33 protein-coding genes are annotated in these 24376 nt (G+C 62.8%); 16 read left to right on the top strand and 17 right to left on the bottom strand.

Translation table 11 applies throughout. The annotated features are described in order from the left end of the window. Nucleotides 1-47: 47 nt before the first annotated feature. Both WBQ96_RS24165 and rsmI read right to left on the bottom strand, forming a co-directional pair. A complete protein-coding gene (locus WBQ96_RS24165; protein WP_336554578.1) occupies nt 48-419 on the bottom strand; it encodes a YraN family protein in 372 nt (123 codons plus the stop codon). After that, nucleotides 412-1284 carry a 16S rRNA (cytidine(1402)-2'-O)-methyltransferase gene (rsmI, locus tag WBQ96_RS24170; protein WP_336554576.1) on the bottom strand — a complete coding sequence of 291 codons (873 nt, stop codon included), beginning with the start codon at nt 1282-1284 and terminating at the stop codon, nt 412-414. The genes WBQ96_RS24165 and rsmI overlap by 8 nt, the downstream gene beginning before the upstream one ends. A 166-nt stretch (nt 1285-1450) precedes the next feature. Between rsmI and WBQ96_RS24175 the strand changes: the two genes are divergently transcribed. Continuing rightward, nucleotides 1451-1618, top strand: a complete 168-nt coding sequence (locus tag WBQ96_RS24175; protein ID WP_336554575.1) for a hypothetical protein — start codon at nt 1451-1453, stop codon at nt 1616-1618. A gap of 70 nt (nt 1619-1688) precedes the next feature. Here the strand turns inward: WBQ96_RS24175 and WBQ96_RS24180 are convergent, their stop codons facing one another. The 6 genes from WBQ96_RS24180 to rph are packed head-to-tail and all read right to left on the bottom strand — an operon-like array spanning nt 1689 to nt 5422. Continuing rightward, complete coding sequence (locus WBQ96_RS24180; protein WP_336554574.1) at nt 1689-2126, bottom strand: EamA family transporter; 438 nt, start codon at nt 2124-2126, stop codon at nt 1689-1691. 17 nt (nt 2127-2143) lie between these two features. Then, on the bottom strand, nt 2144-2467 hold the full coding sequence (locus tag WBQ96_RS24185; RefSeq protein WP_165120492.1) for a low molecular weight protein tyrosine phosphatase family protein: 324 nt from the start codon (nt 2465-2467) through the stop codon (nt 2144-2146). 5 nt (nt 2468-2472) lie between these two features. Continuing rightward, nucleotides 2473-3627, bottom strand: a complete 1155-nt coding sequence (gene hemW / locus WBQ96_RS24190; RefSeq protein WP_336554571.1) for a radical SAM family heme chaperone HemW — start codon at nt 3625-3627, stop codon at nt 2473-2475. Nucleotides 3628-3638: 11 nt separating this feature from the next. After that, nucleotides 3639-4286 (bottom strand): RdgB/HAM1 family non-canonical purine NTP pyrophosphatase, encoded by a 648-nt coding sequence (rdgB, locus tag WBQ96_RS24195; RefSeq protein WP_336554569.1) that lies wholly within the window; start codon nt 4284-4286, stop codon nt 3639-3641. Next, complete coding sequence (locus WBQ96_RS24200) at nt 4287-4697, bottom strand: VOC family protein (protein ID WP_336554567.1); 411 nt, start codon at nt 4695-4697, stop codon at nt 4287-4289. An 8-nt stretch (nt 4698-4705) separates the two neighbouring features. Next, nucleotides 4706-5422 (bottom strand): ribonuclease PH, encoded by a 717-nt coding sequence (rph, locus tag WBQ96_RS24205; protein WP_091917344.1) that lies wholly within the window; start codon nt 5420-5422, stop codon nt 4706-4708. 150 nt (nt 5423-5572) lie between these two features. Between rph and hrcA the strand changes: the two genes are divergently transcribed. The 3 genes from hrcA to WBQ96_RS24220 all read left to right on the top strand — a co-directional run bounded on the left by hrcA (nt 5573) and on the right by WBQ96_RS24220 (nt 7937). Next, nucleotides 5573-6649 carry a heat-inducible transcriptional repressor HrcA gene (gene hrcA / locus WBQ96_RS24210; RefSeq protein ID WP_165120497.1) on the top strand — a complete coding sequence of 359 codons (1077 nt, stop codon included), beginning with the start codon at nt 5573-5575 and terminating at the stop codon, nt 6647-6649. Nucleotides 6650-6824: 175 nt separating this feature from the next. After that, nucleotides 6825-7688, top strand: a complete 864-nt coding sequence (locus tag WBQ96_RS24215) for a DUF2189 domain-containing protein (RefSeq protein WP_336554564.1) — start codon at nt 6825-6827, stop codon at nt 7686-7688. A 51-nt stretch (nt 7689-7739) separates the two neighbouring features. Continuing rightward, nucleotides 7740-7937 (top strand): hypothetical protein, encoded by a 198-nt coding sequence (locus WBQ96_RS24220; protein ID WP_336554562.1) that lies wholly within the window; start codon nt 7740-7742, stop codon nt 7935-7937. A gap of 13 nt (nt 7938-7950) precedes the next feature. On the opposite strand, the gene WBQ96_RS24225 is transcribed toward WBQ96_RS24220, so the two are convergent. Both WBQ96_RS24225 and WBQ96_RS24230 read right to left on the bottom strand, forming a co-directional pair. Continuing rightward, nucleotides 7951-8547 (bottom strand): YceI family protein, encoded by a 597-nt coding sequence (locus WBQ96_RS24225; protein ID WP_336554560.1) that lies wholly within the window; start codon nt 8545-8547, stop codon nt 7951-7953. A gap of 2 nt (nt 8548-8549) precedes the next feature. Beyond that, nucleotides 8550-9152, bottom strand: a complete 603-nt coding sequence (locus WBQ96_RS24230; protein ID WP_336554558.1) for a cytochrome b — start codon at nt 9150-9152, stop codon at nt 8550-8552. A gap of 160 nt (nt 9153-9312) precedes the next feature. Here WBQ96_RS24230 and WBQ96_RS24235 point away from each other — a divergent pair, with 160 nt between their 5' ends. From WBQ96_RS24235 to WBQ96_RS24245, 3 genes are all read left to right on the top strand, one after another. Next, nucleotides 9313-9927 carry a LysE family translocator gene (locus tag WBQ96_RS24235; protein WP_119820984.1) on the top strand — a complete coding sequence of 205 codons (615 nt, stop codon included), beginning with the start codon at nt 9313-9315 and terminating at the stop codon, nt 9925-9927. Nucleotides 9928-10076: 149 nt separating this feature from the next. Continuing rightward, the gene (gene cysK / locus WBQ96_RS24240; protein WP_336554555.1) at nt 10077-11057 is read left to right on the top strand and encodes a cysteine synthase A; all 981 of its coding nucleotides are present in this window, start codon (nt 10077-10079) and stop codon (nt 11055-11057) included. Nucleotides 11058-11214: 157 nt separating this feature from the next. Next, nucleotides 11215-11835: a glutathione S-transferase family protein gene (locus WBQ96_RS24245; RefSeq protein WP_336554554.1), complete on the top strand. Its 621-nt coding sequence runs from the start codon at nt 11215-11217 to the stop codon at nt 11833-11835. A 28-nt stretch (nt 11836-11863) separates the two neighbouring features. Here the strand turns inward: WBQ96_RS24245 and WBQ96_RS24250 are convergent, their stop codons facing one another. The 4 genes from WBQ96_RS24250 to WBQ96_RS24265 form a co-directional block, all read right to left on the bottom strand. Continuing rightward, nucleotides 11864-12340: a thiol-disulfide oxidoreductase DCC family protein gene (locus tag WBQ96_RS24250; protein WP_336554553.1), complete on the bottom strand. Its 477-nt coding sequence runs from the start codon at nt 12338-12340 to the stop codon at nt 11864-11866. 80 nt (nt 12341-12420) lie between these two features. Continuing rightward, nucleotides 12421-13695 (bottom strand): RNA polymerase sigma factor, encoded by a 1275-nt coding sequence (locus WBQ96_RS24255; RefSeq protein WP_336554551.1) that lies wholly within the window; start codon nt 13693-13695, stop codon nt 12421-12423. Next, a complete protein-coding gene (locus WBQ96_RS24260) occupies nt 13668-14030 on the bottom strand; it encodes a YciI family protein (protein ID WP_336554549.1) in 363 nt (120 codons plus the stop codon). The genes WBQ96_RS24255 and WBQ96_RS24260 overlap by 28 nt, the downstream gene beginning before the upstream one ends. A 140-nt stretch (nt 14031-14170) precedes the next feature. Beyond that, nucleotides 14171-14629: a winged helix-turn-helix transcriptional regulator gene (locus WBQ96_RS24265; RefSeq protein ID WP_336554547.1), complete on the bottom strand. Its 459-nt coding sequence runs from the start codon at nt 14627-14629 to the stop codon at nt 14171-14173. A 92-nt stretch (nt 14630-14721) separates the two neighbouring features. Here WBQ96_RS24265 and WBQ96_RS24270 point away from each other — a divergent pair, with 92 nt between their 5' ends. The 4 genes from WBQ96_RS24270 (at nt 14722) to WBQ96_RS24285 (ending at nt 19820) form a co-directional block, all read left to right on the top strand. Further along, the gene (locus tag WBQ96_RS24270; RefSeq protein WP_336554545.1) at nt 14722-16011 is read left to right on the top strand and encodes an MFS transporter; all 1290 of its coding nucleotides are present in this window, start codon (nt 14722-14724) and stop codon (nt 16009-16011) included. Nucleotides 16012-16164: 153 nt separating this feature from the next. After that, entirely contained in the window at nt 16165-17124 is a 960-nt protein-coding gene (locus tag WBQ96_RS24275) for a TAXI family TRAP transporter solute-binding subunit (protein ID WP_336554543.1), read from the top strand. Nucleotides 17125-17340: 216 nt separating this feature from the next. Next, nucleotides 17341-19452, top strand: coding sequence for a TRAP transporter permease (locus WBQ96_RS24280; protein WP_336554541.1), 2112 nt, complete (start codon nt 17341-17343; stop codon nt 19450-19452). Continuing rightward, nucleotides 19449-19820: a DUF1850 domain-containing protein gene (locus tag WBQ96_RS24285; protein WP_336554540.1), complete on the top strand. Its 372-nt coding sequence runs from the start codon at nt 19449-19451 to the stop codon at nt 19818-19820. Before WBQ96_RS24280 ends, WBQ96_RS24285 begins: the two co-directional genes overlap by 4 nt. Here the strand turns inward: WBQ96_RS24285 and WBQ96_RS24290 are convergent. After that, nucleotides 19814-19945, bottom strand: coding sequence for a hypothetical protein (locus WBQ96_RS24290; RefSeq protein WP_336554538.1), 132 nt, complete (start codon nt 19943-19945; stop codon nt 19814-19816). The genes WBQ96_RS24285 and WBQ96_RS24290 overlap by 7 nt on opposite strands. A 429-nt stretch (nt 19946-20374) precedes the next feature. Between WBQ96_RS24290 and WBQ96_RS24295 the strand changes: the two genes are divergently transcribed. Further along, nucleotides 20375-20881 carry a YciE/YciF ferroxidase family protein gene (locus WBQ96_RS24295; protein WP_336554535.1) on the top strand — a complete coding sequence of 169 codons (507 nt, stop codon included), beginning with the start codon at nt 20375-20377 and terminating at the stop codon, nt 20879-20881. 66 nt (nt 20882-20947) lie between these two features. Here WBQ96_RS24295 and WBQ96_RS24300 read toward each other — a convergent pair whose 3' ends face one another. Further along, nucleotides 20948-21628, bottom strand: coding sequence for an ArsR/SmtB family transcription factor (locus WBQ96_RS24300; protein ID WP_336554534.1), 681 nt, complete (start codon nt 21626-21628; stop codon nt 20948-20950). 70 nt (nt 21629-21698) lie between these two features. Between WBQ96_RS24300 and WBQ96_RS24305 the strand changes: the two genes are divergently transcribed. From WBQ96_RS24305 to WBQ96_RS24315, 3 genes are all read left to right on the top strand, one after another. Continuing rightward, nucleotides 21699-21923 (top strand): DUF1127 domain-containing protein, encoded by a 225-nt coding sequence (locus WBQ96_RS24305; protein WP_336554532.1) that lies wholly within the window; start codon nt 21699-21701, stop codon nt 21921-21923. A gap of 75 nt (nt 21924-21998) precedes the next feature. Beyond that, nucleotides 21999-22331: an NIPSNAP family protein gene (locus WBQ96_RS24310; RefSeq protein ID WP_091917302.1), complete on the top strand. Its 333-nt coding sequence runs from the start codon at nt 21999-22001 to the stop codon at nt 22329-22331. Next, on the top strand, nt 22328-22672 hold the full coding sequence (locus tag WBQ96_RS24315; RefSeq protein ID WP_336554528.1) for an antibiotic biosynthesis monooxygenase family protein: 345 nt from the start codon (nt 22328-22330) through the stop codon (nt 22670-22672). Before WBQ96_RS24310 ends, WBQ96_RS24315 begins: the two co-directional genes overlap by 4 nt. A gap of 228 nt (nt 22673-22900) precedes the next feature. Here the strand turns inward: WBQ96_RS24315 and mbfA are convergent, their stop codons facing one another. Next, nucleotides 22901-23884, bottom strand: a complete 984-nt coding sequence (gene mbfA / locus WBQ96_RS24320) for an iron exporter MbfA (protein ID WP_336554526.1) — start codon at nt 23882-23884, stop codon at nt 22901-22903. 165 nt (nt 23885-24049) lie between these two features. Between mbfA and WBQ96_RS24325 the strand changes: the two genes are divergently transcribed. Further along, a complete protein-coding gene (locus tag WBQ96_RS24325; RefSeq protein ID WP_336554525.1) occupies nt 24050-24367 on the top strand; it encodes a hypothetical protein in 318 nt (105 codons plus the stop codon). Nucleotides 24368-24376 lie beyond the last annotated feature (9 nt).

A 24376-nucleotide genomic window follows, 5' to 3' on the forward strand; every position in this document is an offset into this window, starting at 1 on the left:
AGTTTGTTACACGGTTGCCGCAACGGCAAGTGCCTGATCTTGCGCGTTTAGTTGCGCCCGTGAAAAACGTTTTCGATATGCACCGGCCAGCGGCGCGGCAGTACCGCCACCATGTCGAAACGCACCGACAGTTTTCCATAGTCGGGCTGGCGCGACAGCCACAGATCGGCCGCGCCCTCGATACGGCGCTCGGAGCTGTAGGCGATGGCTTCCATCGCGGCAGTGAGTGTCGGCCGCGCCTTGACCTCGACGATCAGCACGAGGTTGCCGCGCCGCGCGATCAGGTCGATTTCGCCGAGTTTTGTTCGGTAGCGCCGGGCGACGATGCGATAGCCTTTGAGCATCAGGGCGAGCGCGGCCAGCCATTCGCCACGATGGCCGCGTTTGTAGGCCTTGATCCGCGCGCTCGCGTCAGTCACCCGCACCTTCCCTGAGTTCGAGCAGGCGGCGATAGAGCGCGGGCTTCTGCCCGCCGGTCATGCGCGCGGCTTCGGCGGCAGCCTTGGAGGCCGGCATTTCCTTGGCCAGCGACAGCAGCAGGCGGTCGATGTCTTCAGGCCCGGTCACAGCCTGTTCTTCCGGCGGGCCGACACAGATGACGATCTCGCCCTTGGGCGTCGGCGCTTCGGCATAATGTGCGGCGAGCGCCGACAGCGTGCCGGTGCGCATCTCCTCGAATCTCTTGGTGAGTTCGCGGCCGATGGCGGCATGGCGGTCGCCATAGACGTCGGCCATGGCGACAAGCGTGTCGGCCAGCCGCCGCGGCGATTCGAAGAAGATAAGCGTCGCCGGAACTGCCGTCAGTTCGGAAAGCCGGGTGCGCCGCTGACCGTCCTTGACCGGCAGGAAGCCGGCGAACAGGAACGCATCGGACGGCAGGCCCGATGCGGTAAGTGCCGCCAGAACCGCCGAAGCGCCGGGTATCGGCACAACGCGGAGGCCTTTTTCCAGCGCCTGCCCGACCAGCCTGTAGCCGGGGTCAGAAACCAGTGGCGTGCCGGCGTCGGAGACTAGCGCCACGCTCTGCCCGCTTTCCAGCGCCTCGATCAGGCGCGGGCCGGCCTCCGAGGCGTTGTGCTCGTGATAGGGCGTCGGGCGTTGGCGGATGCCGTAGCGTTCCAGCAGAATGCGGGTGACGCGGGTGTCCTCGCAGGCGAGGATATCGGCGCCGGCCAGCGTCTCCAGCGCGCGCAGCGTGATGTCGCCGAGATTGCCGATGGGCGTGGCGACGAGATAGAGCGCAGCTTCCATCGGACGGGCGGCCACCTCCGTCTGCCCGATCATGAAACTCTTCCTGCCGTCTGCCCGCACGCCGTATTCTCCTTGAGCTCCCTCTTTGGCACGCCACTGGGCGCCTTGCAAAAAACCTTTCGGCCCTTACGTAAATTTTGCCGCAATCGGGAACGAAACCAAGTGCGTCGGGTTTGGCATGTTCATTCGGGAGGATCCCATGCAAGGCCTTCAGCTACAGGACGTGTTCCAGCCCTACTATGCCGACCGCAGGAGTTTTCTCGCTGACGGTGCAATGGCGCCGGCTCCGAAAACCGAGCGCAAGGATAGCGACGAGACCGGCGATAAAAAGCCGGCCACGCCAGAGCCTAACTCGAAAAAGGCCTGAAGATACAATGCCCATTCACTTCGACGCCTTCCTGCCGCGTCTGGAAAAACGGCACGCCGACGAGCGGCCCTCAGGCCCGGTAGGCGACCAGAACAGCACCCGCGGCAATCAGCGCGACGCCAAGCCAGTTGGCACCGCTCAGCCGCTCGCCGAGAAACACCACGCCAAACACCGCGACAAGAACCACGCTTAGCTTGTCGATAGGCGCGACCTGGGCGGCGTTGCCCAGCTTCAGCGCGCGGAAATAGCACAGCCACGACGCCCCCGTCGCCAGTCCCGACAGGACGAGGAAGCCGTAGGTCTTTCCCGAGATCTCGCCCGGATTCTGGAACTGTCCGGTGGCGACAACGATTCCCGCCAGCACCAGAAGGATAACGACGGTGCGGATCAGCGTGGCGAAATCCGAATTGATGTTCTCGATGCCGACCTTGGCGAAGATCGCGGTGAGTGCGGCGAACATTGCCGACAGGACGGCCCAGAACTGCCAGGACGCGAAAGCGGAATTCATCTCTTAACCCTCGTTGTCTAACCGAGATATCTCGGAACGCGCGCTTCGAGAAGGCGAACCAGCGCTGGGTCCATGAATTCATAGTCGTCAGGGATATCGAGGCAGATGATCCGCGCCTTCTTCAGGCTTGCCTTGAATTTCTTCTGCAGCTTCGCCCTGTGGGCTTTTTCCATCACGAAAATAATGTCGGCCCATGCGACGAGTTCTCCCGTCAACGGGTTGTCGGCATCATGGTTTGTGCCGGCGGAGGCGACTTCGATATCTCTGCGTGTAGAAAACACCTGCTCGGCGGTGGGGCTTCGCAAACGATTTTGGCTACAGACGAAGAGAACATTCTTCACAGCCGCTACCGCGCCAGATCTGCCACGACAGCATCCAGCACGATCATGCCCGAGGCGGTGGCGCGCAGGCGTGAATTGCCGACGGGCGCGATCAGACCTTCTCCTTGCAGGATCGACATGCGCGGCGAAGAAAGCGCGCGGCCGGAAAGCCGCTCAAAGCGGTCGAGGTCGATGCCCTCGGCAAGCCGCAGCCCCATCAGCAGGAACTCGTCGGCTTCCTCGGAACGCGTCAGCGTCTCGCCGCCGATCACGCCGTGCCCTTTTGTTTCGACGAGATCGAGCCAGTTTTCCGGCATCTTCTCGGTGAAGGTGACGATGCGTCGGCCATCCTCGATGAAGCGGCCATGCGCGCCGGGGCCGACACCGACATATTCGCCATAGCGCCAATAGGTTAGATTGTGCCGGCTTTCCGCGCCGGGGCGGGCGTGGTTGGAAATCTCGTATGCAGGAAGCCCGCGCGCGGCGGTCACTTCCTGCGTGATCGCATAGAGCTCCGCAGATGCTTCGGCGTCCGGCAGTTCGAATTTATGTGCGGCATAGAGCGTGTGGAAGCGCGTGCCTTCCTCGATCGTGAGCTGGTAGAGCGACAGGTGGTCGGCGGCATGGCCGATCGCCTGCTCAAGCTCGGCGCTCCACGCTTCCGGCGTCTGGCCAGGGCGGGCATAGATCAGGTCGAAGGAAAGCCGCGGAAAGATTTCGCGCGCCAGCCCGATGGCGTGCAGCGCTTCGGACACGTTGTGGAGGCGGCCCAAAAAGCGCAGGTCGGTGTCGTTCAGCGCCTGCACGCCGAGCGAGACGCGGTTGACGCCGGCAGCGCGATAGCCGCGAAAGCGCTCGGCTTCGACTGACGAGGGGTTGGCCTCCAGCGTGATCTCGATGCCATCCGGTACGGTCCAGTTCTTCGCCACGGCGTCCAGCACGCGTGCCACTGTCTCAGGCTTCATCAGCGAGGGCGTGCCGCCGCCGAGAAAGATGCTGGTGACGTCGCGCGGGCCGGTGCGCTCGCGCATCGTCGCAAGCTCTGTCTCGAAGGCGCTGGCAAAGCGCTCCTGGTCGACCGGCTGGTGGCGGACATGGCTGTTGAAGTCGCAGTAAGGGCATTTGGCCGCGCAGAAAGGCCAATGGATGTAGACGCCAAATCCCGGTTCGCTGCCCGTCAATGCCTTGTCCTTCACGCCGAGCCGAGCATGGCGCGGGCGAATTTCTGGAAGGCGCGGGCGCGATGCGAAAGCGCCTCGTCCTGGCCCGGCTTCCAGCCATGCTTCTGCTCGGCCGTCATTTCGCCGAATGTAATATCGTGGCCTTCCGGCATGAAGACCGGATCGTAGCCGAAACCCTTCTCGCCGCGCGGCGGCCACACCAGCGTGCCCTCGGCCTCGCCGCGGAAATACTCGGCATGTCCGTCCGGCCAGGCAAGGCAGATGACGGCGACGAAACGGCCCTTGCGGTTTTCAGGCTCCGTCGCGCCGACCTCGTGAAGGGCCACTTCCGTGCGCTGCATGGCCATGCCGAAGTCACGCGTTCCATCCGGCTTTTCGGCCCAGTTGGCGGTGTAGACGCCCGGCTGTCCGCCGAGTGCGTCGACGACGAGCCCGGAATCGTCCGACAGTGCCGGCAGGCCGGTCGCCTTGGCCGACGCGAATGCCTTGATAAGCGCGTTTTCCTCGAAGGTCGTGCCGGTCTCGTCCGGCTCAGGCAGGCCATATTCCTTGGCCGACTTGGCCTTGAAGCCGAAGGGCGCCATCAGGTCGGCGAATTCCCGCAGCTTGCCTTCATTGTGGCTGGCGACGACGATTTCCCGTTCGGTCAGAATGCGCATTCAAAGTCCCCAGATGCGTGGTTCGGCAAATTCTATCGAATTGCCTGAAGGGTCGCGGATGTAGATCGAGCGGCCTTCGTTGGGCCATTCGAAATCCGCCTCGATGGCGATGCCCTTGCCTTCCAGCAGGGCTTTCCACTGCACGATCTCGTTTGCGGTCGCGGCGAAGCACAAATGTCCTTCACCCGTCGTGCCATGCGGCGGGATAGGCAGTTTCGCGCCGGCCGCCAGCTGGTTTCTGGTTGCTTCTGCGTTGAACAGCAAAAGCACGCCCTTGCCGCAGCGAAAGAAGACGTGCCGCCCTTCGGCTTTCAAGATCAGCTCCAGCCCGAGAACGCCACCATAGAACCGCTCAGCCTCGTCGAGGTCGGTGACGTAGAGCGCGGATTCGAGGATGGCGGAGGGCTGCATGGCGAACCTCAGGCCACCGCCATCTGCTGCAGGCTGACCAGCCGGGAAATACCCTTCTTGGCCAGCGCCATCAGCGCGGCGAATTCTTCTTCGGTGAAGGGGGCGCCTTCGGCCGTGCCCTGGATTTCGACGATGCCGCCCTTGCCGGTCATGACGAAATTGGAGTCGGTGCCGGCCGACGAATCCTCGAGATAGTCGAGGTCGAGCACGGGCTGGCCGTCATGAATGCCGCAGGAAATGGCGGCGACATGGTCCTTCAGCACTTTGGAAACGCTGACCATCTGGCGCGCTTCCATCCAGCGCAGGCAATCGTGCAGCGCGACCCAGCCGCCGGTGATGGCGGCCGTGCGCGTGCCGCCATCGGCCTGGATAACGTCGCAGTCGACCGTGATCTGCATTTCGCCGAGCGCCTGCATGTCGACCACGGCGCGAAGCGAGCGGCCGATCAGGCGCTGGATTTCCAGCGTGCGGCCGCCCTGCTTGCCGGAAGAGGCTTCGCGGCGCATGCGGTCGCCGGTCGAACGCGGCAGCATGCCGTATTCGGCCGTCACCCAGCCCTTGCCGGTGTTGCGCATCCAGCCGGGCACCTTTTCCTCAAGGCTTGCGGTGCACAAGACATGGGTGTCGCCGAATTTGACCAGGCACGAGCCTTCCGCATGTTTGGAGACGTTGCGCTCGAAGGAGATGGCGCGCATTTCGTCGAATTGGCGTTTGGAAGGGCGCATACGGTTCTTTCTGTGAAAATTGGTGGAGTCGTCGCGGCTTGTAACGCCATGCCGTTTCCGGCGCAAAGGAAAACCGGGTTGGCCTCATGACCCCATGTTGTGTTCCAGCGCGAGCCATCTATATCTTGATTCCGGAGGTTTGGTGAAACCATGACGAAACCTGTGCTGGATCCGACATTGCAATCGCTCGACATGCGCTCGCGGGATATTTTCCGCCGCATCGTTGATTCCTATCTGCTCGACGGCGAGCCTGTCGGTTCGCGCAGCCTGTCGCGCATGCTGCCGTCGTCGCTGTCGCCGGCCACCGTGCGCAATGTGATGAGCGACCTGGAGCATCTCGGCCTCGTCTATGCGCCGCATATCTCGGCCGGCCGCCTGCCGACGCAGAAGGGCCTGCGTTTTTTCGTCGATGCCTTCATGGAACTCGGCGACCTCTCGGACGAAGAGCGCCGGGTCATCGATGCGCAGGTCAAGGCGTCGGGCAGCGGCGCCACGCTGGAACAGATGCTGACGGAAGCCAGCCAGATGCTGTCGGGCATGTCGCGGGGCGCGGGCCTGGTGCTGGCGACCAAGAACGAGGTGCCGCTGAAGCATATCGAGTTCATCCAGCTCGAGCCGCAGCGCGCGCTGGCGGTGATGGTCTCGCAGAACGGCGATGTCGAGAACCGGGTCGTGGAACTGCCGCCCGGCGTCACCACCTCGCAGTTGCATGAGGCGTCGAACTATCTCAATGCCCATATCGGCGGGCGCACGCTGGCCGAGGCGAAAACTGAGATCGCGCGGCTGAAGGAAGAGACCAAGGCAGCACTCGACACGCTGTCGCAGGACCTCGTCGAAAAGGGCCTCGCCGTGTGGGGAGGCGGAGGCGTCGAGAGCGGCTTGCCGTCACGGCTCATCGTGCGCGGCCGCGCCAATCTGCTGGAAAACGTGACGGCGCAGGCCGATATCGAATTGCTTCGCCATCTGTTCGAGGATCTTGAGACAAAGGAGGGCATGGTCCAGCTTCTCGACCTTGCAGAGGCCGGCTCCGGCGTGCGCATCTTCATCGGTTCGGAAAACAAGCTGTTTTCGCTCTCCGGTTCCTCGCTGGTCGTCGCGCCCTATCGCGACAAGGATGCCCGCGTCGTCGGCGCGCTCGGCGTCATCGGCCCGACGCGGCTGAATTACGCCCGCATCGTGCCGATGGTGGATTACACCGCACAGCTCATTTCACGCATGCTGCGTTGAGGCTGCTAGCGCACCCCGGATTTGCAAAAGCTCTCTGACAATCGCTTTCACCCTTGTGATGCGACAAAATGGCTCAGGCTGTGTATAGTTCGGTCACTGCAGGTCGCGGCTCGTCGAGCGGCATGTTTCGACGGCTCCCTAACCACCGCGACTTTCAAGCAGCGGAGGTATGAGAATGGCACAATTTCATGTCATGGCAGGCGCCGGCGAGACCTATAATCATGTCGCCGTGCGCAAGATCAGCTTTTCAGACGTAACCACGTCGCTCAGACAGGGCGCCGAGGATTTTTGGGAAAAACCGTCTCACTACGTGTTTCTATGTGTAATTTATCCGATCGTCGGCGTCGTGCTGGCGACCTGGACTTCCGGCAACAATGCCTTGCCGTTGCTGTTTCCGCTGATGTCCGGCTTTGCCCTGCTTGGGCCGATTGCCGCGATTGGACTCTATGAGATAAGCCGCCGCCGCGAACTCGGCATGGATACGTCATGGGTTCACGCCTTCGACGTTCGCCATTCGTCGGCACTGCCGTCGATCGTCGCCGTCGGCATATGGCTGTTTGCGCTGTTCATTGCCTGGCTGCTCGTGGCCCAGGCGATCTATGCAATGACCTTCGGCACCGAGCCGCCGGCGTCGATCGGCACCTTCATCAGGGACGTGCTGACGACTGATCGTGGCTGGTCGCTGATCCTGTGGGGTAATCTGGTCGGACTGGTGTTCGCCATCGTCGCGCTCGCCACCACGGTCATTGCCTTCCCGCTGCTGCTCGATCGCGATGTCGGCGTGATTGCAGCGATGGAAGCTTCCGCCCGCGCGCTCATCGTCAATCCGCTGCCCATGCTGTTCTGGGGGCTTCTCGTGGCTGTAGGACTGGTCATTGGCTCAATACCGCTGTTTGCCGGACTTGCCGTGGTCATGCCGATATTCGGCCATGCGACATGGCATCTCTACCGCAAGGTGGTGGAGCCGAGCGTGACTGCGAGCTCGAAAGCCGCCGAAAAGCGTCGGCGTTCGACCAAGCCAGTCGCAAAGCGAGCGTAGTACCTGCGCGCCATCGGGTGTAGGCTGTGGCATCGATCACAGGAGGCACGGATGGCACTGGAACAACTCAAGGCGCAGATAAGCCTCCTGCTCGAGCAGATGATCGAACAGCCCGAAGACGCTCATGAAGTGCATGAGCGTCTTCGCGAAAAGCTGAACGAATTGCGCGCCATGGGCATGCCGCTGCCGGCCGATCTCGTCGAGCTCGAAAAGAAGCTGGACGCCGGCTTCTACGAAGAGGGCAGTTGACCTTTCGTGCCGGTCAACGCGTTCCCTGTAGCACCATGTCGAACTTGACGACGTTGGAATAGATCGGCGTGCCGACATCCATGCCGTAGGGCGAACGCAGGATTTTCCCCTGCACGCGGAACGTTATCTTGCGCTTGGTGCGGTCGCTGACGCTGGCGTCGAACTGCGCCGGGCGCGTCTTGCCGCGCGCCGTCAGCACGCCATCAATCCGGGCGCTGCTGGCGCCCGTTTGCGTGATCCCGGTGGAACGGAACGAAATCTCGGGGAAATTCGCGACATCGAACACCGCGTCGGAGCGCAGGAAGTTTTCCACGCGCGCCTCACCGGTGCGCACGCTTGCCGGCAGCAGCGTGAAGCTGACATTCGACCGCCCGATATCCTTGCCATCGATGCGGAATATGCCGCGAAATTCTCCGAAATCACCGGCGATGCCGCCGCCGCCGACCTGCGCGACGCTGAAGGCGATGCGCGAGGAGGGCGCGATGCTGTATTTGCCGGCGGCTTCCGCCAGCGGATCGGCATGGGCGGTGAAGGGAAGGCCGGCCAAAATTGAGGCCAGACCGGCGCTCAGGACTGCATTGCGTGGCGATTTCCAGACATGCGTTGACATTGTCATCTCCCGGCGGCTTTCTGACCTTTGACGGTCCCGCGGTTTGGGCTTTCTGCGCCCGGTTGCAGTATGCGTTTGAGAATGCCGTCGCCGAGCCAGAAGTGATGGCGAAGGGCTGCCAGCATGTGGCCTGCGGCGACAACGGCCGTGCCGTAGGCAAGCCACCAATGAACGTCTCGCCAGAAATTCTCCGACGCCTCTGAAGGTGCGAGCGGCAGATGGGGGACCACGACCAGATTGAAGGCAAAACTGGGTATTCCGAGCGTCGAGGTAGAAGCCAGCGCCCAGCCGGTCAGAGGCACGGCAAGCATCAGCAAGTAGAGCGATGTCTGTACGGCCTTCGCGGCCAGCCATTCGGTCCGGCTGAAACCCCTTGGCCGCGCGGGTCGTCGGTTGGCGAGCGCCCACAACAGCCTCAGCGCCGCCAGCGCCAGAATGAGGAAGCCGAAGGATTTGTGCCATTGGATCAGCGTGAATTGCAGCGCCATGCTCGCCACCCACTGCGTCGCAAAGCCAAGCAGTATCTGGCCGACGAACAGCGCCGCGATCGTCCAGTGAAACAGGATCGTGATAAGCCCGTAGGCATTGTCTCTGTTGCGAAGCATCGGCGTCTCGGCACGCGGCGGTTACGACAGACAACGTTGCGCGTTGGGATATCTTCCTCCGTGGCCGAATAAATTCATAGGCCGTTGCCGATTTCTGGCCTATTTGCAGAGCAGGGCGTTCATGCGAATGTCCGCTCCCGAAAGTTTTTGAGTTCGATCCATGACCCTTGCAGGCTTCGTTACCTATGCCGGCGCGCTGGCCATTGCCGCCGCGATCCCCGGACCCGGCGTCACCGCGCTGGTGGCGCGTGCCCTCGGCTCGGGATTCCGCTCGTCGCTTGCCATGTCGCTCGGGCTGATCTGCGGCGATCTTACCTATCTCACCGCCGTCGTGCTGGGTCTGGCTCTGGTGGCGCAGACCTTCGGCACCGTCTTCCTCGTCATCAAATGGCTCGGCGTCGCCTATCTCGCATATCTCGCCTGGACCTTCTGGACGAGCGGTATCACGCCTGAAAACATCGAGGCGCGGAAGGGCAAGGGCGGGCTGTTCACCAGCTTCCTGGCTGGGCTGACGGTGACGCTCGGCAACCCCAAGACGATGATCTTCTATCTGGCGCTGACGCCGACATTGGTCGATCTGCGTACGATAACGGTCGCAGACTACGGCATTCTGGCGGTGGTGACCGTGCTGGTCCTGCTCGTCGTTCTGGTGCCCTATCTGGCGCTGGCGGCGAAGGCGCGCTGGCTGTTGAAGACACCGCGTGCGCTAAGGACGCTGAACCGCACTGCCGCTGTTTTCATGGCGGGTGCCGCCGCAGCCATCGCCTCCCGCTGAAAGCCCATTTCGCGCCAAATTGTTCTCCAATACGGCGTATATAGAAAACGTTTTTCTGGAGTTCCGGCATTTTAAGCACGCCGCCCACTCGGTTTTTTCGGGCGGCGCGCCTATTGTTGCGTCCGAATTTCAATGTTGGAGCCATATCGATGAACAAGCCCGTCACCAGCGCGCGCGCCCCCGGCCGTGGCCGCGTCTACAACTCGATCACCGAGACGATCGGCGACACGCCGCTGGTGCGCCTCGACAAATTCGCCAAGGAAACGGGCATCGTCGCCAACCTCATCGCCAAGCTCGAATTCTTCAACCCGATCGCCAGCGTCAAGGACCGCATCGGCGTCGCCATGGTCGAGGCGCTGGAAGCCGCCGGCAAGATCACGCCCGGCAAGACCACGCTGATCGAGCCGACCTCCGGCAATACCGGCATTGCGCTTGCCTTCGCCGCCGCCGCCAAGGGCTACAAGCTGATCCTGACCATGCCCGAAACCATGTCGCTCGAGCGCCGCAAGATGCTGGCGCTGCTCGGCGCCGAACTGGTGCTGACCGAGGGGCCAAAGGGCATGAAGGGCGCCATCGCCAAGGCCGACGAACTGGCCGCGACTTTACCTGACGCGATCATCCCGCAGCAGTTCGAGAACCCGGCCAACCCCGAAATCCATCGCCAGACGACGGCCGAGGAAATCTGGAACGACACCCATGGCGAGGTCGATATCCTCGTTTCCGGCATTGGCACCGGCGGCACCATCACCGGCGTCGGCCAGGTGTTGAAGAAGCGCAAGCCCGGCGTGCAGGTCATCGCGGTCGAGCCGGAAGCTTCGCCCGTTCTGTCGGGCGGCCAGCCCGGCCCGCATAAGATCCAGGGCATCGGCGCCGGCTTCGCGCCGAAAATCCTCGACACCACGATCTATGACGAGATCGTGCAGGTCTCCAACGACGATTCCATCGCCAATGCCCGCCTCGTCGCCCGCCTCGAAGGCGTGCCGGTCGGCATATCGTCGGGAGCGGCCCTTCAGGCGGCAATCGTCGTCGGCTCGCGTCCGGAAAATGCCGGCAAGAATCTTGTCGTCATCATCCCGTCCTTCGCCGAACGGTATCTGTCGACGATCCTGTTCGAGGGGCTGGGCGGCTGAGAATTCGGGTGACGGCGGCCTGATCTCACTACCGATGGCCGAGCGTTTTCTGGACCGGCGAAAAAACTGCGTGGCGCAGGCGTCGGCCGGTTGAGAATCCGCCGGTTTGCCTGTCATATCCCTGCCGACCGGCGCTGTGCCGGTTGGCGGAGATACCATGTACAAACTCTATACGCGTCCCGGCAGCGGCGGCTTCGTGGTCGAGGCAGCGCTCGAACTGGCGGCAGCACCATTCGAGCGGGTCAATGTCATCAAGTCCGCGCTGCCTGACCCCCGCTTTCTGGAAATCAGTCCGCTCGGCCAGGTCCCGGTCCTGACATTGCCGGAAGGGCAGACGATGACGGAATCGGCTGCGATGTGCATCCTGCTGGCGGAGCGCCATGCCGACGCCGCCCTTGCACCGGTGGCGGGTTCGCCGGCACGGGCCGACTTCCTGCGCTGGATGGCTTTCCTGTCCTCGGTCATGTATCCGGCGGTCCTGCGCTACTATTACGCTCCGCGCTACACGGCTGCTGCCGATGGCGCCGACGTCGTCAAGGAAGCGGCAATCGCCGAATTCGAGCGCGGTCTCTCGATCATGGACGAGTGGCTCGAAGGGCGCGACTGGCTGGCCGGCGACGAATTTTCCACGGCCGATATCTATCTGTTGATGCTGGCCCACTGGCATCCGCAATGGGCCGACACTCATATCGTCTGGCCGAACATCGAGCGGATCTGCGCAGCGTTGCGGCAGCACCCGGTGATCCTGAAGCTGAACATCACGCACGAGCTCTGGTGACGACTCTTGCCGGCGAAGGTCCGTCCGCTCAGTCGATGATCCGATTCCTGAGCTCGCCGGACGGTATCTCGCAACTGTCCTTGCGGCCGAACAGGGCATAGCGGTTTTGCGCGATCCGCCGGTAAAGGCGGTCGCGTAGCGAAAGAGGCAGGATTCTCAAGACGCGAGCCGCCCGCCACGGCCAGCCCAATGCATCCGCCGTGGCGATCAGGCTGTCCAGCCGCTGATAGGCCACGCCATCGATGATGACGAGGTTCGTTTCGTAGAAATCTGTGCGCAGCCCGTGCTTCTCATAGAGCGCCTGGCCGAGCGGCGACTGCGCGGTGGCGAAGCGAAAGCGCTTTTGCCGATCGAACCGCACCACCGTGCGCGCAAAAACCGAGCAGAGCACGCACACGCCGTCAAAGACGATCAGCGGTTGTCGCTCGTCGTAAACGGTGTTGAGGAAGGGCGTTGTCGCGCCGGTGTCGTCCTGGCTGATATCAGTCTCGTGTCGCATCAGCATCAAGCTATGCAGCCTACGCGCCGTTGCAAGCCGTCACGCGTCGGGCAACGGGAATGTGATCGCTTCAGCGATTGCCGGCTTCAGTTTCTAAGCCGCGCACGGCGGTCCTGCAGGAACTTGCGGATAGCCGGGTCGGTCTCGAGGCCGATCGCCATGCCATAGGCCTCATGCGCCTCGGATGGCTTTTGCGCCAGGGTCAGCAGTTCGGCGCGCGCGGCCCAGTAAGGCTGATATGTCAGCAGACGCTTGTCGTCGGCAAGCGCCTCCAGCAACGTCAGGCCGGAGCCTGTGTCGCCCGCATGTGCCAGCGCGACCGCGTGGTTGATCGACACGACCGGTGACTGCGTCATGCGTGACAGCGCCTCGTAAAATCGCGCTATAGCCTGCCAGTCGGTTTCGCCGGTCAGGCGGCGCGCGACATGCGCCGATTGCACCGCCGCCTCCAACTGGTAGCGCCCGATTTTGCCCATCGCGCCGGCGCGGCGCAGCAGCGTTTCGGCCTCGTCGATCAGCCCGCTATCCCAAAGCTTCGTATCCTGCTCGGCCAGGGGCACATAGTCGCCATTCTCATTGCGCCGTGCCGCACGCCGCGCCTCGGCAAACAACATCAGCGCCAGCAATCCCAGCGTCTCCGGTTCATCCGGCATCAGTGACGCCGTCAGCCGCCCGAGCCATATGCCTTCGGTCGCAAGGTTCCTGCGCCGGCTTTCCGCGCCGGTCGGGTCGGCCCAGCCCTCGGCGAAGGCGGCATAGATCGCCTCCAGCACTGCGTCCAGCCGCTCGTCGAGCGCGTCGCGCTCGGGGATGCTGAACGGAATACCGGCCTCGCGAATGCGGTTCTTGGCGCGCACCAGCCGCTGGCCCATCGTCGCCGGTGAAACGAGGAAGGCCGAGGCGATGGCGGCGGCGTCGAAGCCGAGGATCGTCTGCAGGATGAGCGGCGCGCGGATGCTCGGCTCGACAGCCGGATGGGCGCAGGCAAACATCAGCCGCAGCCGCTCGTCGGGCAGGTCGTCTTCCATGGATGATGCCTCGATTTCCGCGGCGATCAGTTGCAGATGTGCGGCACCCTCGGCACTGGTCCTGCGCCGGCGGATAGCATCGACGCCGCGCCGCCGCGCCACCGCCATCAGCCAGCCCTCGGGATTGGCGGGAACGCCGCTTGCCGGCCATTGTTCGAGCGCTGCCGCAAAGGCATCGGCAAGCGCGTCCTCGGCACCCGCGACATCGCCGCTGCGCGAGGCCAGAATGGCGACCAGCTTGCCGTAGCTTCGGCGCGCGGCTGCCTCTGCCGCCGCGCGTCCGTCGGTTTCGAGTGCCGGCTGCTTCACTGCGCGACCGATGTCGCTTCCCATATTAGTCGAACCTCGATGGTGCCGTGGTTCGCACCGGGACAGCGCGCAGCCCAGGCGATTGCGGAATCGAGGTCTTCTGCCTCGATGATGTAGTAACCGCCGATCTGCTCGCGTGTTTCGGCGTAAGGCCCGTCGAGCACACTCGTCTTGCCGTCGGCAATGCGCACCTGCGTGGTTGTTGTGCTCGGCGTCAGGCGGTCGCCGGCGAGATAGACGCCTGCATTCTTCAGCGCCTCGTTATAGGCGCCGTAGGCGGCGAGCATTTCATAGCCCTTGTCCGCCGGGCTCTTCGGCATCTGGCTTTCGTCGAGGTGAATGAAAAGCATGTAGCGCATGGTCGTTTCCTCTTGTTTCGGGGCCGCACCGTTGCGTGCCGAACCAATGTCGCGCGGCCTCGCCCGATTTCGACAGGCGTCTGAAAAATCTTTCGTCCTCGATACGATATCGCGCAAGGGGCCGGTTCAGCAGGGCGGGATCAGTCTTGATCCAGCTCGGGCACTTTGAGGATAACAGTGTTGTCCGGTCCGGCAGGCCGTCCGTCGTTGACACGGACATCCAGCCGAACCGGCAGTCCGGTATCACGCTCGACCAGCTTGGAATGCTCTTCGCCGGGTGCGAACAGATGCTGCTCGCCCCACTGCCTCAGCGCCACCATCACCGGGAAGAGGTCGCGTCCCATTGCGGTCAGATGGTATTCTTGATGCGCACCGCCATCCACCGCTGGAACCGCCTCCAGAATTCCGCGCGCAATCAGCGTGCGCAGCCGTTCGGAAAGGATGTTCTTGGCAATGCCGAGGCTCTTCTGGAACTCACCAAAACGCGTCAGCCCGTCGAACGCGTCGCGCACGATCAGCAGCGACCACCAGTCGCCGATCACATCCAGTGATCTGGCGCTCGGGCAGTAATCTCCCTTCAGGCTTCTCCGCTTGACCATGCCATCTCCGATTTTTGGTTGCATTATAAAACCTCATTTGCTATCGAGCAAATGGTTTCATAATTAAACCGATTTCATAATTGGAGCTTACAATGCGATCGACAAACGAGGTGGCGTCCGCCGGCGTCGCGAGCGCTGGCGCGCGTCTTCAGGCAAGCGAACTCGACAAGGGCAACGAGCGGCATTCCTCCAGCCTGTCGCGCCCTGTCGTGCTGCTTTTTGCCATGGCGAGCGGGCTTGCCGTCGCCAATGCCTATTTCGCCCATCCGCTGCTCGACGTGATGGCCGACGATCTCGGCATTGCCCGCGCCACCGCCGGGCTGATTGTCGGCTTCACCCAACTCGGCTACGGGCTGGGGCTCGTGCTGCTGGTGCCGCTCGGCGACCTCGTCGACCGGCGCAAGCTGGTGGTCGGCCAGTCGCTTCTTTCGGTGCTGGCGCTCGTCTCGGTGGGGTTCTCGACAACGGGCGCCATGCTGCTGGCATCGATGGCCGCGATGGGATTGATGGCTGTCGTCACGCAGGCGCTCGTCGCCTATGCCGCAAGCCTGGCGCGGCCGGCCGAGCGCGGGCAGGTGGTTGGCGTCGTCACTAGCGGCATCGTGCTTGGCATTCTGCTCGCGCGCACCGTGGCAGGAACGCTCACCGATCTCTCGGGCTGGCGCACGGTCTACTTCGTTTCTGCCGTGCTGACGCTTATCATTGCCGCACTGCTCTACAAGGTGTTGCCGGCGCAGGAGCCGCGGGACAAGCGCATGGCATATCCGCGCCTGATCGGCTCGCTCTTCACGCTATTTGTTGAAGAGCCGGTGCTTCGCATCCGGGCGATCATCGCCATGCTGATCTTTGCCGATATCACGACGCTGTTGACGCCGCTCGTGCTGCCGCTGAGCGCGCCGCCTTTCTCGCTGTCGCACACAGCCATCGGCCTTTTCGGGCTGGCAGGAGCTGCAGGGGCGCTCGGCGCAGCGCGGGCGGGACGCTGGACCGATCGCGGCTATGGCCAGCGCACGACGGGCATTGCGCTGACGCTGATGCTTGTCGCTTGGTTGCCGATTGCGCTGCTGCCGCATTCGATCCTGTGGCTGATCGCCGGCGTTCTGATCATCGACTTCGGGCTGCAGGCGGTGCACGTCACCAATCAGGGCATGATCTATCGCGTCCGGCCCGAAGCGCAGAGCCGGCTGACTGCGGCCTATATGGTTTTCTATTCGATCGGCAGCGCTCTTGGCTCGTCGCTGTCGACGATGGTTTATGCCTACGCCGGATGGACCGGCGTCTGCCTGCTTGGAGCCGGCATCAGCGCTCTGGCGATTGCCTTCTGGGCCGCAACGCTGAGCGCGACGCCCGCAACCGCCACGCAGGCGATAGGGAACACCTGACGTTACGCGGGAGAACTGCCAGGCCCCTCTCTAAACCCTTCGTCGCACAAGCGAAGATTGCGGGTTGGCATTTCGCGCCCGCTGTCTAAACTCGCGCCGGTTGTGCCGGGTGGAGCGGTGGCGCGGCAAGGAAAACTCGAGGGAGGAAATTGCATGCTTAATCTGAAAACGAAGATTCTGGCCGCCGGCGCTGTCGTGCTGTCGCTTAGCATGGGAAGCGTCTCGGCCAAGGCGGCTGAGTTCATCAATGTCCTGACCGGCGGCACCTCGGGCGTCTATTATCCGCTCGGCGTGGCGCTGTCGGAAATTTATGGCAAGGGCATCGAGGGCGCGCGCACGCAGGTGCAGGCTACCAAAGCGTCGGTCGAAAACCTCAATTTGCTCCAGCAGGGCAAGGGCGAGATCGGCTTTTCGCTGGGCGATTCGGTGAAGCTTGCTGTCGAGGGCCACAAGGAAGCCGGCTTCCCCGGCAAGCTCGACAAACTGCGCGGCATTGCCGCCATCTATCCGAATTACATCCAGATCGTGGCGAGTGCCGATTCCGGCATCAAGACCTTGGCCGACCTGAAGGGCAAGAGCCTGTCGGTCGGCGCGCCGGCGTCCGGCACCGAGCTCAATGCGCGGGCGATCTTCGAGGCTGCGGGCCTGAAATATGAGGATCTCGGCAAGGTCGAATATCTGCCCTTCGCCGAATCCGTCGAACTCATCAAGAACCGCCAGCTCGACGCCACGCTGCAATCTGCCGGCCTTGGCGTCGCCTCGATCCGCGATCTTGCGACGTCGCTCAAGATCAACGTCGTGGCGGTGCCGAAGGCCGATGTCGAAAAGATCGGCACGCCCTATCTGTCGGTCATCATTCCGGCCGGCACTTATGACGGCCAGGAGACCGATGTCGAAACGGCGGCCGTCGGCAATTTCCTCATCACCCATGACGGCGTCTCCGACGAGACCGCCTATCAGATGACCAAGCTTCTGTTCGACAATCTCGACAAGCTGACGGCAGCCCATGCCGCCGCCAAGGCGATTGACCCCGCCAAGGCGCTGGATGGCATGCCGGTGCCGCTGCATCCAGGTGCCGAGCGTTATTACAAGGAAAAGGGGCTGTTGAAGTAGGCGGGAGTTTCCCTCCCCCTTGAGGGGAGGGTGGCCCGTAGGGCCGGGTGGGGTCGTTGCGGCAGTGCTCGACGTCCCTTTGCGCTGCCGCGATGACCCCACCCGCCTCTCGGAGCCTGTCCTCGGGCTTGCCTTCGGCAAGACCCGGGGGCTCGGCACCCTCCCCTCAAGGGGGAGGGTAGATGCGTCGCCGTCCCGCTCATGAAAGTCCCCTCCATGACTGAAACGCAGCACCAAACCACCACCGTCATTTCCCCCAGCGTCGAGGAGCCGATCGAAGGCCTGCCGCCGGGCTTCGGCGAGGGCATCGCCGGAAAAATCGCCTTCTGGATCGCGGTGGCGTTTTCGGCTTTCCAGCTCTACACCGCCGCCTATGGCGCGCTGCCGAGCCAGGTGGTGCGTGCCATGCATGTCGGCTTCTTGCTGCTGCTTGGCTTTGCGCTGATTGCCAATCTGCGCGCCAAGACGACGGCCGGAAAAGCCTGGTTCTGGCTGCTCGGCATCGTCGGCTTCCTCACCGGCATCTACAACTGGGTCGAATATGTGCCGCTGATCCAACGCAGCGGCTTCCTCACCCATGTCGACCTCTTCGTCGGCGTGGTGCTGATCGCGCTGGTGTTCGAGGGCGCGCGCCGGCTAATGGGCCTGCCGCTCACCATCATCGCCGGCATTTTCCTCGCCTACTGCTTCTTCGGAAATTACCTGCCCGATCCCTTCGTGCATCGCGGCTACAGTTTCGACCAGATCATCGAAAACTTCGCCTACGGCACAGAGGGCATCTACGGCACGCCGATCTATGTTTCGGCGGCTTACATCTTCATCTTCGTGGTCTTCGCCGCATTCCTCGAACGCGCCGGCATGATCGCGTTGTTCAACGATTTCGCGCTCGGGCTCGTCGGCGGCTGGCGCGGCGGGCCGGCGCAAGTCTGCATCCTGTCGTCGGCGCTGATGGGCACGATTTCGGGCTCCGGCGTTGCCAATGTCGTGGCCAGCGGCCAGTTCACCATTCCGTTGATGAAACGCTTCGGCTTCCGTGCCGCCTTTGCCGGCGGCGTCGAGGCGACGTCGTCCATGGGCGGGCAGATCATGCCGCCGGTCATGGGTGCGGTCGCCTTCATCATGGCCGAGACGTTGAACGTGCCCTATGCGGCCGTCGTCAAGGCAGCGATCATCCCGGCCATCCTCTATTTCGGCGCCTGTTTCTGGCAAGTGCATCTCGAAGCTGGCAAGGCCAATCTGCGCGGCATGGACAAGGCGACGCTGCCCAACCCATGGCAAGCGGTGAAGCAGCATTGGCCGCTGGTGCTGCCGCTGGCGGCTCTCGTCTATCTGCTCTTTGCCGGTTACACGCCGATCTTCGCCGGCACGATGGGCCTGGCGCTGACGGTCGTGCTCATTCTCGGCACGCCGCTGGCCGCCCTTATCGGTCCCTTCGCCTTCCGCGTCGTCTTCTGGATCGCGCTTGGACTGGCGGCAGCCGCCTTCATGAAATTCGGCGTCAACATCCTGGCGCTGGTCATTGGCGCGCTGGTCATCGCCTGCGCGCTGTTCAAGGGCGGTCGCGAAACGCTGGTCATTTGCATCGACTCGCTGGCGGAAGGCGCCAAGAACGCGCTGCCGGTCGGCATCGCCTGCGCCATCGTCGGCATCGTCATCGGCACGCTGACGCTGACCGGCATCGCGTCGACCTTCATAGGCTGGATCATCTCCATCGGCGAGAACAACCTGTTCCTGTCGCTTGTGCTGACCATGCTCACCTGCCTCGTGCTCGGCATGGGCATCCCGACCATCCCCAACTACATCATCACCTCGTCGCTGGCCGGCCCGGCGCTGCTGGAACTCGGCGTGCCGCTCATCGTCAGCCACATGTTCGTCTTCTATTTCGGCATCATGGCCGACCTGACGCCGCCGGTGGCGCTGGCAGCCTTTGCCGCAGCACCCATGGCCAAGGAATCCGGCCTCAAGATCGGCATCCAGGCAACTAAGCTTGCCGTCGCTGGTTTCGTCGTGCCCTTCATGGCGGTCTATACGCCGGCGCTGATGCTGCAGGATGCCGGGCCGATGGCAGCTGCCTACGGCTATCCAGTCGAGGTCGTCTACATCGTATTCAAGGCCTGCCTCGGCATTGGCCTGTGGGGTGCAGCGGTCGTCGGCTTTCTGGTCGTGCGCATGGCGCTGTGGGAGCGCCTGATCGCATTCGCGGCCGGCGTCCTGCTGGTCGTCGCACTGCCGCTGACCGACGAGGCAGGCTTCGCACTCGCTGCTTTGTGGATCGGCTGGCACTGGTGGCGGGCGCGCAAGGCGGGTGACGCGCCTGCACCGGCATGAGCCTCTGTATCCTCGCCGCCGGCAAGGTCACGGTAATGGCGGCGACCGCCTTCACGCTGTCGTGGACCCACTCGGTCCAGAAGACGCGTTGGGAGGAGGATTGGCGGGTAACGCCAGCCGGGCTCGAAATCGTCGAGGCGCGTATCAAGGGTTCGGGCGCTGGCATGGAGCCGCCCGCGGATGCCGTGCTGAAGGATGGCTGGTGGGTCTATGCGCCGAAGCTGCCGGCGCGGCCGGAGCTTATGCTTGCCGCTTCAGGCGCGACGGGCGAGGGCTGGTCGCTATGCGCGAACGGCCAATGCGCCATCGTCGGCGCTGCCGCAGGCGCGCCGGTTATGATCAAGCCGTGTGAAGAATCTGCTCAATGAAACGCAGCGCGGCGGGCGCAGGCAGGGCCGGGTCCGCGCATGTAATGACGCTCCGGGCGGTAGGTCGGCGCGACGAATTCGCGGAGCGCTACTGCGTAGTTGGTGATGCGGTGCCAGAGTGTCATTTTCTTAAGTCCCAAGTCCCAAGTCCCTCGGATGTCCCTTCCGAATATGGACGCGATTGTTAGGCTATTGTCGTGAATAGACGGTGAATGCGCTGTTAACTTCTTCACAAAACCGGCCCCGATCATGGCCGAAAAGCGTTGGTTTAGCGGTGTTTTGCCGGCAGCCGTCGTGATTCCGCCGACTGTGCCTTTTGCGCCACATATTTTGCGTTGAATCGGCCGACCGCGCAAAAGCCAATCTGCCTCGCTGCGAGACAAAGTTTTTCCGTTCCGATGACGATTTGAAGGAACCGTGCCGGTATCGGCACGTTGGCTAATGGACCGGGGAGACCCGGCTGAAGGAGCACCGGTTCGACCGGCCTCCTTCGAGCACGAGCACACATGCTCAAAAACTTCCCACATCAACGTGAAACAGGAAGGGCCAAAACCATGGGCTTTTTTTCGAAAGACATCAAAACACTCGACGATCTTTTCGTGCACACGCTGCAGGACATCTATTATGCCGAAAAGCAGATCGAGAAGGCATTGCCGAAGATGATCGACAAGGCAACGAACGCCGACCTCAAGGTCGGCTTCCAGAAGCATCTCCAGGAAACCAAGGGTCATATCGAACGCGTCGAGCAGGTGTTCGAGATGCACGGGGTCACGGCCAAGGGGGTCAATTGCCCGGCCATTGACGGCATTCTGGAAGAGGCCGACGAAGTCAGCGGCGACATCGATGACAAGCAGGTTCTGGACGCGGCGCTTATCGCGTCCGCTCAGGCGGTCGAGCACTACGAAATCACGCGCTACGGCACCTTGGCCGCCTGGGCCAAGCAACTTGGCCGCGACGACTGCGCCGCCGTGCTGGTGAAGAACCTCAGGGAAGAGGAAGCGACCGACAAGAAGCTGACGACGCTTGCCGAGAGCAATGTCAACCTTCAGGCCGCCGAGTAGTAGCAAAAGCAAGGTGCAAAAAGGCCGGCGGTTGCCGGCCTTTTTGCGTTGCAAGAACGGCTTGCCTTAACCGAGAAAAGCCTTCTCGAATTCCTTTTTGCCGGTAGGCGAAAACACCACCGCCCGGCTTTCGGCGTCGCGGCGCGCCCATTTTTCGGCAAGGATCTTGTCAAAGATCGCCGCACCCAGTGTGCCGGCCAGATGCGAGCGCCGCACACTCCAGTCGAGGCAGGCGCGGCAGACCTGCCGGCGGGATTTCTTCAGCGTTTCCGGTTCGATGCCGACCGCCTGGAAATAACCGGCGCCGGCCTTTCCCATCGTGATCTTGTCGCCGTCGCGTAAAAGAATCTTGCGCGCCAGGAACCCATCGAGCATCGCCACGGCGTGGTCGCCGGCGAGGTGGTCGTAGCAGATGCGCGCTTCCCGCATCGTCGCGTCGCGCGGGCCGGGGCGCACGCGCTGCGGCCCGGACGTGGCGGCCACGCCCATGATCGATTCCAGCATCGCCGCCACCTGCGTGCTGGCGAGGCCGTAATAGCGATGGCGGCCTTGTGCCGCGAGTGAAAGCAGCCCGCCCTCCATCAGCTTCGACAGATGCGAACTCGCCGTCTGCACGGTGACGCCGGCTTCCAGCGCCAGCTCGCTGGCGGTCAGCGCGCCGCCGCCCATCAGTGCTGTCAGCATGTTGGCGCGGGCCGGATCGCCTACGAGACTGGCAATGCGCGCTATGTCGGGACCGTTCTTCATAGTTCGATGCTAGTCGAAGCATTGATGTGCTGCAAGCTGTATTCTCTGTTGCATGACAATGGAGAAGAACATGACCGATACCGCCCTTCGAGAAGCTGCGAATTTGGAGCAACCCGAGAGGCCCGGCTCTGCCTTCGCGCCATTTCTCCGTTGCTGCCGTTGCATCGTTTCCCTCTACGAGCGCTGGCTTCAGCGCCAGGACCTTGCCGAACTCGAGGACCACCTGCTGCGCGATATCGGCATCTCGCCGCGCGACGTGACGCGCGAATGCGCCAAGCCGTTCTGGCGGCGTTGAGCATGACAGATCGACCGACCGGATGTTTCGATGAAGATCGAACCATTCCCCTCCCGCAATCATGAGGAAAGAAAAATGACCATCACCTGCTTCATCCGCTACGAGATCGACCCGTTCGGCAAGGCCGATTTCGAGGAATATGCCCGCAACTGGGGTCAGGCGATCCCGCGCTGCGGCGCCGATCTCATCGGCTATTTCGCGCCGCATGAGGGCTCGGCAACGACGGCCTACGGCGTCTACAACATCGAAAATCTCGCCGCCTACGAGGCTTACCGCGCCCGGTTGACTGCCGACCCGCTCGGGAGAGAAAATTACGCTTTCGCCAAGGAGAAAAAATTCATCCGCCGCGAAGACCGCATCTTCCTGAAACTGGCCTCGGGGCCGCACGCCGCAAAGGTCTTGCCATGATCGCAGTCATCTTCGAAGTCACGCCCGCGGAAGGTAAACGCGACGCCTATCTCGGCATCGCCGGCAACCTCAAGCCGCTGCTGGAGAGCATGGACGGCTTCATCTCGGTCGAGCGGTTCCAGAGCCTGACCAATCCCGACCGCATGCTGTCGCTGTCGTTCTGGCGCGACGAGGAGGCGATCAAGGCGTGGCGAAACACTGACGAGCATCGGCAGGCGCAGAAGGCCGGGCGGGGTGGGTTTTTTGAAGGTTACCGCCTGCGCATCGCTCATGTCGTGCGAGACTATGGGCTGCATGAGCGGGCGGAAGCGCCGGCGGATAGTCTGGTGGTGAATGGGTAAACGCCGCGGTCGTGATTGAAATCTCCACGGTCGCGTTCCTTCGTGCCCCCCTCTGGCCTGCCGGCCATCTCCCCCACAGGTGGGGAGATCAGCTGTCACCACGACTTTCGCCAATCTTCGGTGTCGCAGAATGGGCGGGACGACCGACGCTGCTAATCTCCCCACCTGTGGGGGAGATGGCCGGCAAGCCAGAGGGGGCAACGTCGAGCGCGAACTTAGTCGAGAAAATCAAGCATTCCCGATCAGCACGCCCGCCGCCAGCACCAGCGCGCCGCCGAGCACGACCTGCAGCGTGGCGCGCAGCCAGGGCGTTTCCATGAAGCGGTTCTGGATGAAGACGATGGCCCAGAGCTCGATGAAGACCACAATCGCGGCGATCGTGGTTGCCGTCCAGAAATCGCTGATCAGATAGGGCAGAGCATGCCCAAGCCCGCCGATCGCCGTCATGATGCCGGAAGCCAACCCCCGGATGATCGGCGAGCCGCGACCGGAAATCTTGCCGTCGTCATGCGCTGCTTCGGTGAAGCCCATGGAAATGCCGGCACCCACGGAAGCTGACAGGCCGACCAGAAATGTCTGCCATGTGTCGCCGGTGGCAAAGGCTGCGGCAAAGATCGGCGCCAGCGTTGACACCGAACCGTCCATCAGGCCGGCCAGTCCCGGCTGCACCATGGTCAGGATGAATTGCCGCCGCTCGGTCGCAGCCTCCTGCGATTTAACGTCGTCGGTCAGGTGCTTCTGGCCAAGCCGAACTGCCAGCGATTCATGCACCTTTTCGGCCGCTGCCAGATCGCCGAGCAGCTTGCGCGTCGAAGCATCGGAGGTCCGCTTTATCGCCTCGATATAGAAGCGGTAGGCCTGGTCCTCCATCTGCTCGGCCATGGCCCGCACCTTGTCGAGGCCGAGCGGCCGCACCAGCCAGTCGGGCCTGCGTTCATACCAGCCGCGCACATGCTCGCGCCGGATCAGCGGAATGCGCTCGCCGAAGCGTTTGCGGTGGAGTTCGATCAGCACGGCGCGGTGGCCGTCTTCTTCCTCCGCCATTTCCTCGAACACCTTGGACGAGTCTGGATATTGCTCCGCGAGGCCGTCGGCATAGGCGCGGTAGATGCGCGCATCGTCTTCTTCCGAAGAGATCGCCAAAGCGAGGATTTCCTGTTCCGACAGGGATTCGAAGGGGCGGCGGCCAAAGCCGAAGACGCGGGAAAGCATGAGTGCAAATACCTAGTTTAGAATAGTTCTAAACTAGGATCATGTCCCGCCGTGGTCAATGGCCGGGGCAGGGTGGACCACCGCGACAAAAAAGCTGGCTCGGCCTTTTTATAGCCATACCTTCACCTATATAGGCTAAGCTATACTCATAAGAAGGAAGTCGCGATGTCGGCCAGGAAGCAGCCCCTCGATCCTAAGCCCGTGCTCGAACTTATCGCCAGCATTGAGTCCGATCTCGAACGTCTCAAGGGCATGCTCCAGCCGCCGGCACAAAAATTCGACCCCGCCGATCCGCGCAACAAGACCTGCGATGGCAAGCTGACCGTGGACGGCGTCGAATGCTGCTATCGCCTGTTCGACGAGGGCAAGAGCCGCTATTCGGTGGCGCAGGCAATGAAGATCTCCTTCGCTGCCGCCACGCATCGCCTCAACGCCTGGCGCAAGGCCGGCGGCGACAAGCGCAAGAGCGTGTTATTGGGGTGAGGAGAAAAG

The sequence above is a fragment of the Mesorhizobium sp. CCNWLY176 genome, assembly GCF_037153935.1.
Lineage (GTDB): Bacteria > Pseudomonadota > Alphaproteobacteria > Rhizobiales > Rhizobiaceae > Mesorhizobium_M > Mesorhizobium_M zhangyense.

Coding starts and splice junctions, on each gene's coding strand:
- rsmI (WP_336554576.1), bottom strand. CDS start 1,284: ATGATCGGGCAGACGGAGGTGGCCGCCCGTCCGATGGAAGCTGCGCTC.
- WBQ96_RS24175 (WP_336554575.1), top strand. CDS start 1,451: ATGCAAGGCCTTCAGCTACAGGACGTGTTCCAGCCCTACTATGCCGAC.
- WBQ96_RS24180 (WP_336554574.1), bottom strand. CDS start 2,126: ATGAATTCCGCTTTCGCGTCCTGGCAGTTCTGGGCCGTCCTGTCGGCA.
- rdgB (WP_336554569.1), bottom strand. CDS start 4,286: ATGCGCATTCTGACCGAACGGGAAATCGTCGTCGCCAGCCACAATGAA.
- WBQ96_RS24200 (WP_336554567.1), bottom strand. CDS start 4,697: ATGCAGCCCTCCGCCATCCTCGAATCCGCGCTCTACGTCACCGACCTC.
- rph (WP_091917344.1), bottom strand. CDS start 5,422: ATGCGCCCTTCCAAACGCCAATTCGACGAAATGCGCGCCATCTCCTTC.
- hrcA (WP_165120497.1), top strand. CDS start 5,573: ATGACGAAACCTGTGCTGGATCCGACATTGCAATCGCTCGACATGCGC.
- WBQ96_RS24215 (WP_336554564.1), top strand. CDS start 6,825: ATGGCACAATTTCATGTCATGGCAGGCGCCGGCGAGACCTATAATCAT.
- WBQ96_RS24220 (WP_336554562.1), top strand. CDS start 7,740: ATGGCACTGGAACAACTCAAGGCGCAGATAAGCCTCCTGCTCGAGCAG.
- WBQ96_RS24225 (WP_336554560.1), bottom strand. CDS start 8,547: ATGTCAACGCATGTCTGGAAATCGCCACGCAATGCAGTCCTGAGCGCC.
- WBQ96_RS24230 (WP_336554558.1), bottom strand. CDS start 9,152: ATGCTTCGCAACAGAGACAATGCCTACGGGCTTATCACGATCCTGTTT.
- WBQ96_RS24235 (WP_119820984.1), top strand. CDS start 9,313: ATGACCCTTGCAGGCTTCGTTACCTATGCCGGCGCGCTGGCCATTGCC.
- cysK (WP_336554555.1), top strand. CDS start 10,077: ATGAACAAGCCCGTCACCAGCGCGCGCGCCCCCGGCCGTGGCCGCGTC.
- WBQ96_RS24245 (WP_336554554.1), top strand. CDS start 11,215: ATGTACAAACTCTATACGCGTCCCGGCAGCGGCGGCTTCGTGGTCGAG.
- WBQ96_RS24250 (WP_336554553.1), bottom strand. CDS start 12,340: ATGCTGATGCGACACGAGACTGATATCAGCCAGGACGACACCGGCGCG.
- WBQ96_RS24255 (WP_336554551.1), bottom strand. CDS start 13,695: ATGGGAAGCGACATCGGTCGCGCAGTGAAGCAGCCGGCACTCGAAACC.
- WBQ96_RS24260 (WP_336554549.1), bottom strand. CDS start 14,030: ATGCGCTACATGCTTTTCATTCACCTCGACGAAAGCCAGATGCCGAAG.
- WBQ96_RS24265 (WP_336554547.1), bottom strand. CDS start 14,629: ATGGTCAAGCGGAGAAGCCTGAAGGGAGATTACTGCCCGAGCGCCAGA.
- WBQ96_RS24270 (WP_336554545.1), top strand. CDS start 14,722: ATGCGATCGACAAACGAGGTGGCGTCCGCCGGCGTCGCGAGCGCTGGC.
- WBQ96_RS24275 (WP_336554543.1), top strand. CDS start 16,165: ATGCTTAATCTGAAAACGAAGATTCTGGCCGCCGGCGCTGTCGTGCTG.
- WBQ96_RS24280 (WP_336554541.1), top strand. CDS start 17,341: ATGACTGAAACGCAGCACCAAACCACCACCGTCATTTCCCCCAGCGTC.
- WBQ96_RS24285 (WP_336554540.1), top strand. CDS start 19,449: ATGAGCCTCTGTATCCTCGCCGCCGGCAAGGTCACGGTAATGGCGGCG.
- WBQ96_RS24290 (WP_336554538.1), bottom strand. CDS start 19,945: ATGACACTCTGGCACCGCATCACCAACTACGCAGTAGCGCTCCGCGAA.
- WBQ96_RS24295 (WP_336554535.1), top strand. CDS start 20,375: ATGGGCTTTTTTTCGAAAGACATCAAAACACTCGACGATCTTTTCGTG.
- WBQ96_RS24300 (WP_336554534.1), bottom strand. CDS start 21,628: ATGAAGAACGGTCCCGACATAGCGCGCATTGCCAGTCTCGTAGGCGAT.
- WBQ96_RS24305 (WP_336554532.1), top strand. CDS start 21,699: ATGACCGATACCGCCCTTCGAGAAGCTGCGAATTTGGAGCAACCCGAG.
- WBQ96_RS24310 (WP_091917302.1), top strand. CDS start 21,999: ATGACCATCACCTGCTTCATCCGCTACGAGATCGACCCGTTCGGCAAG.
- WBQ96_RS24315 (WP_336554528.1), top strand. CDS start 22,328: ATGATCGCAGTCATCTTCGAAGTCACGCCCGCGGAAGGTAAACGCGAC.
- mbfA (WP_336554526.1), bottom strand. CDS start 23,884: ATGCTTTCCCGCGTCTTCGGCTTTGGCCGCCGCCCCTTCGAATCCCTG.
- WBQ96_RS24325 (WP_336554525.1), top strand. CDS start 24,050: ATGTCGGCCAGGAAGCAGCCCCTCGATCCTAAGCCCGTGCTCGAACTT.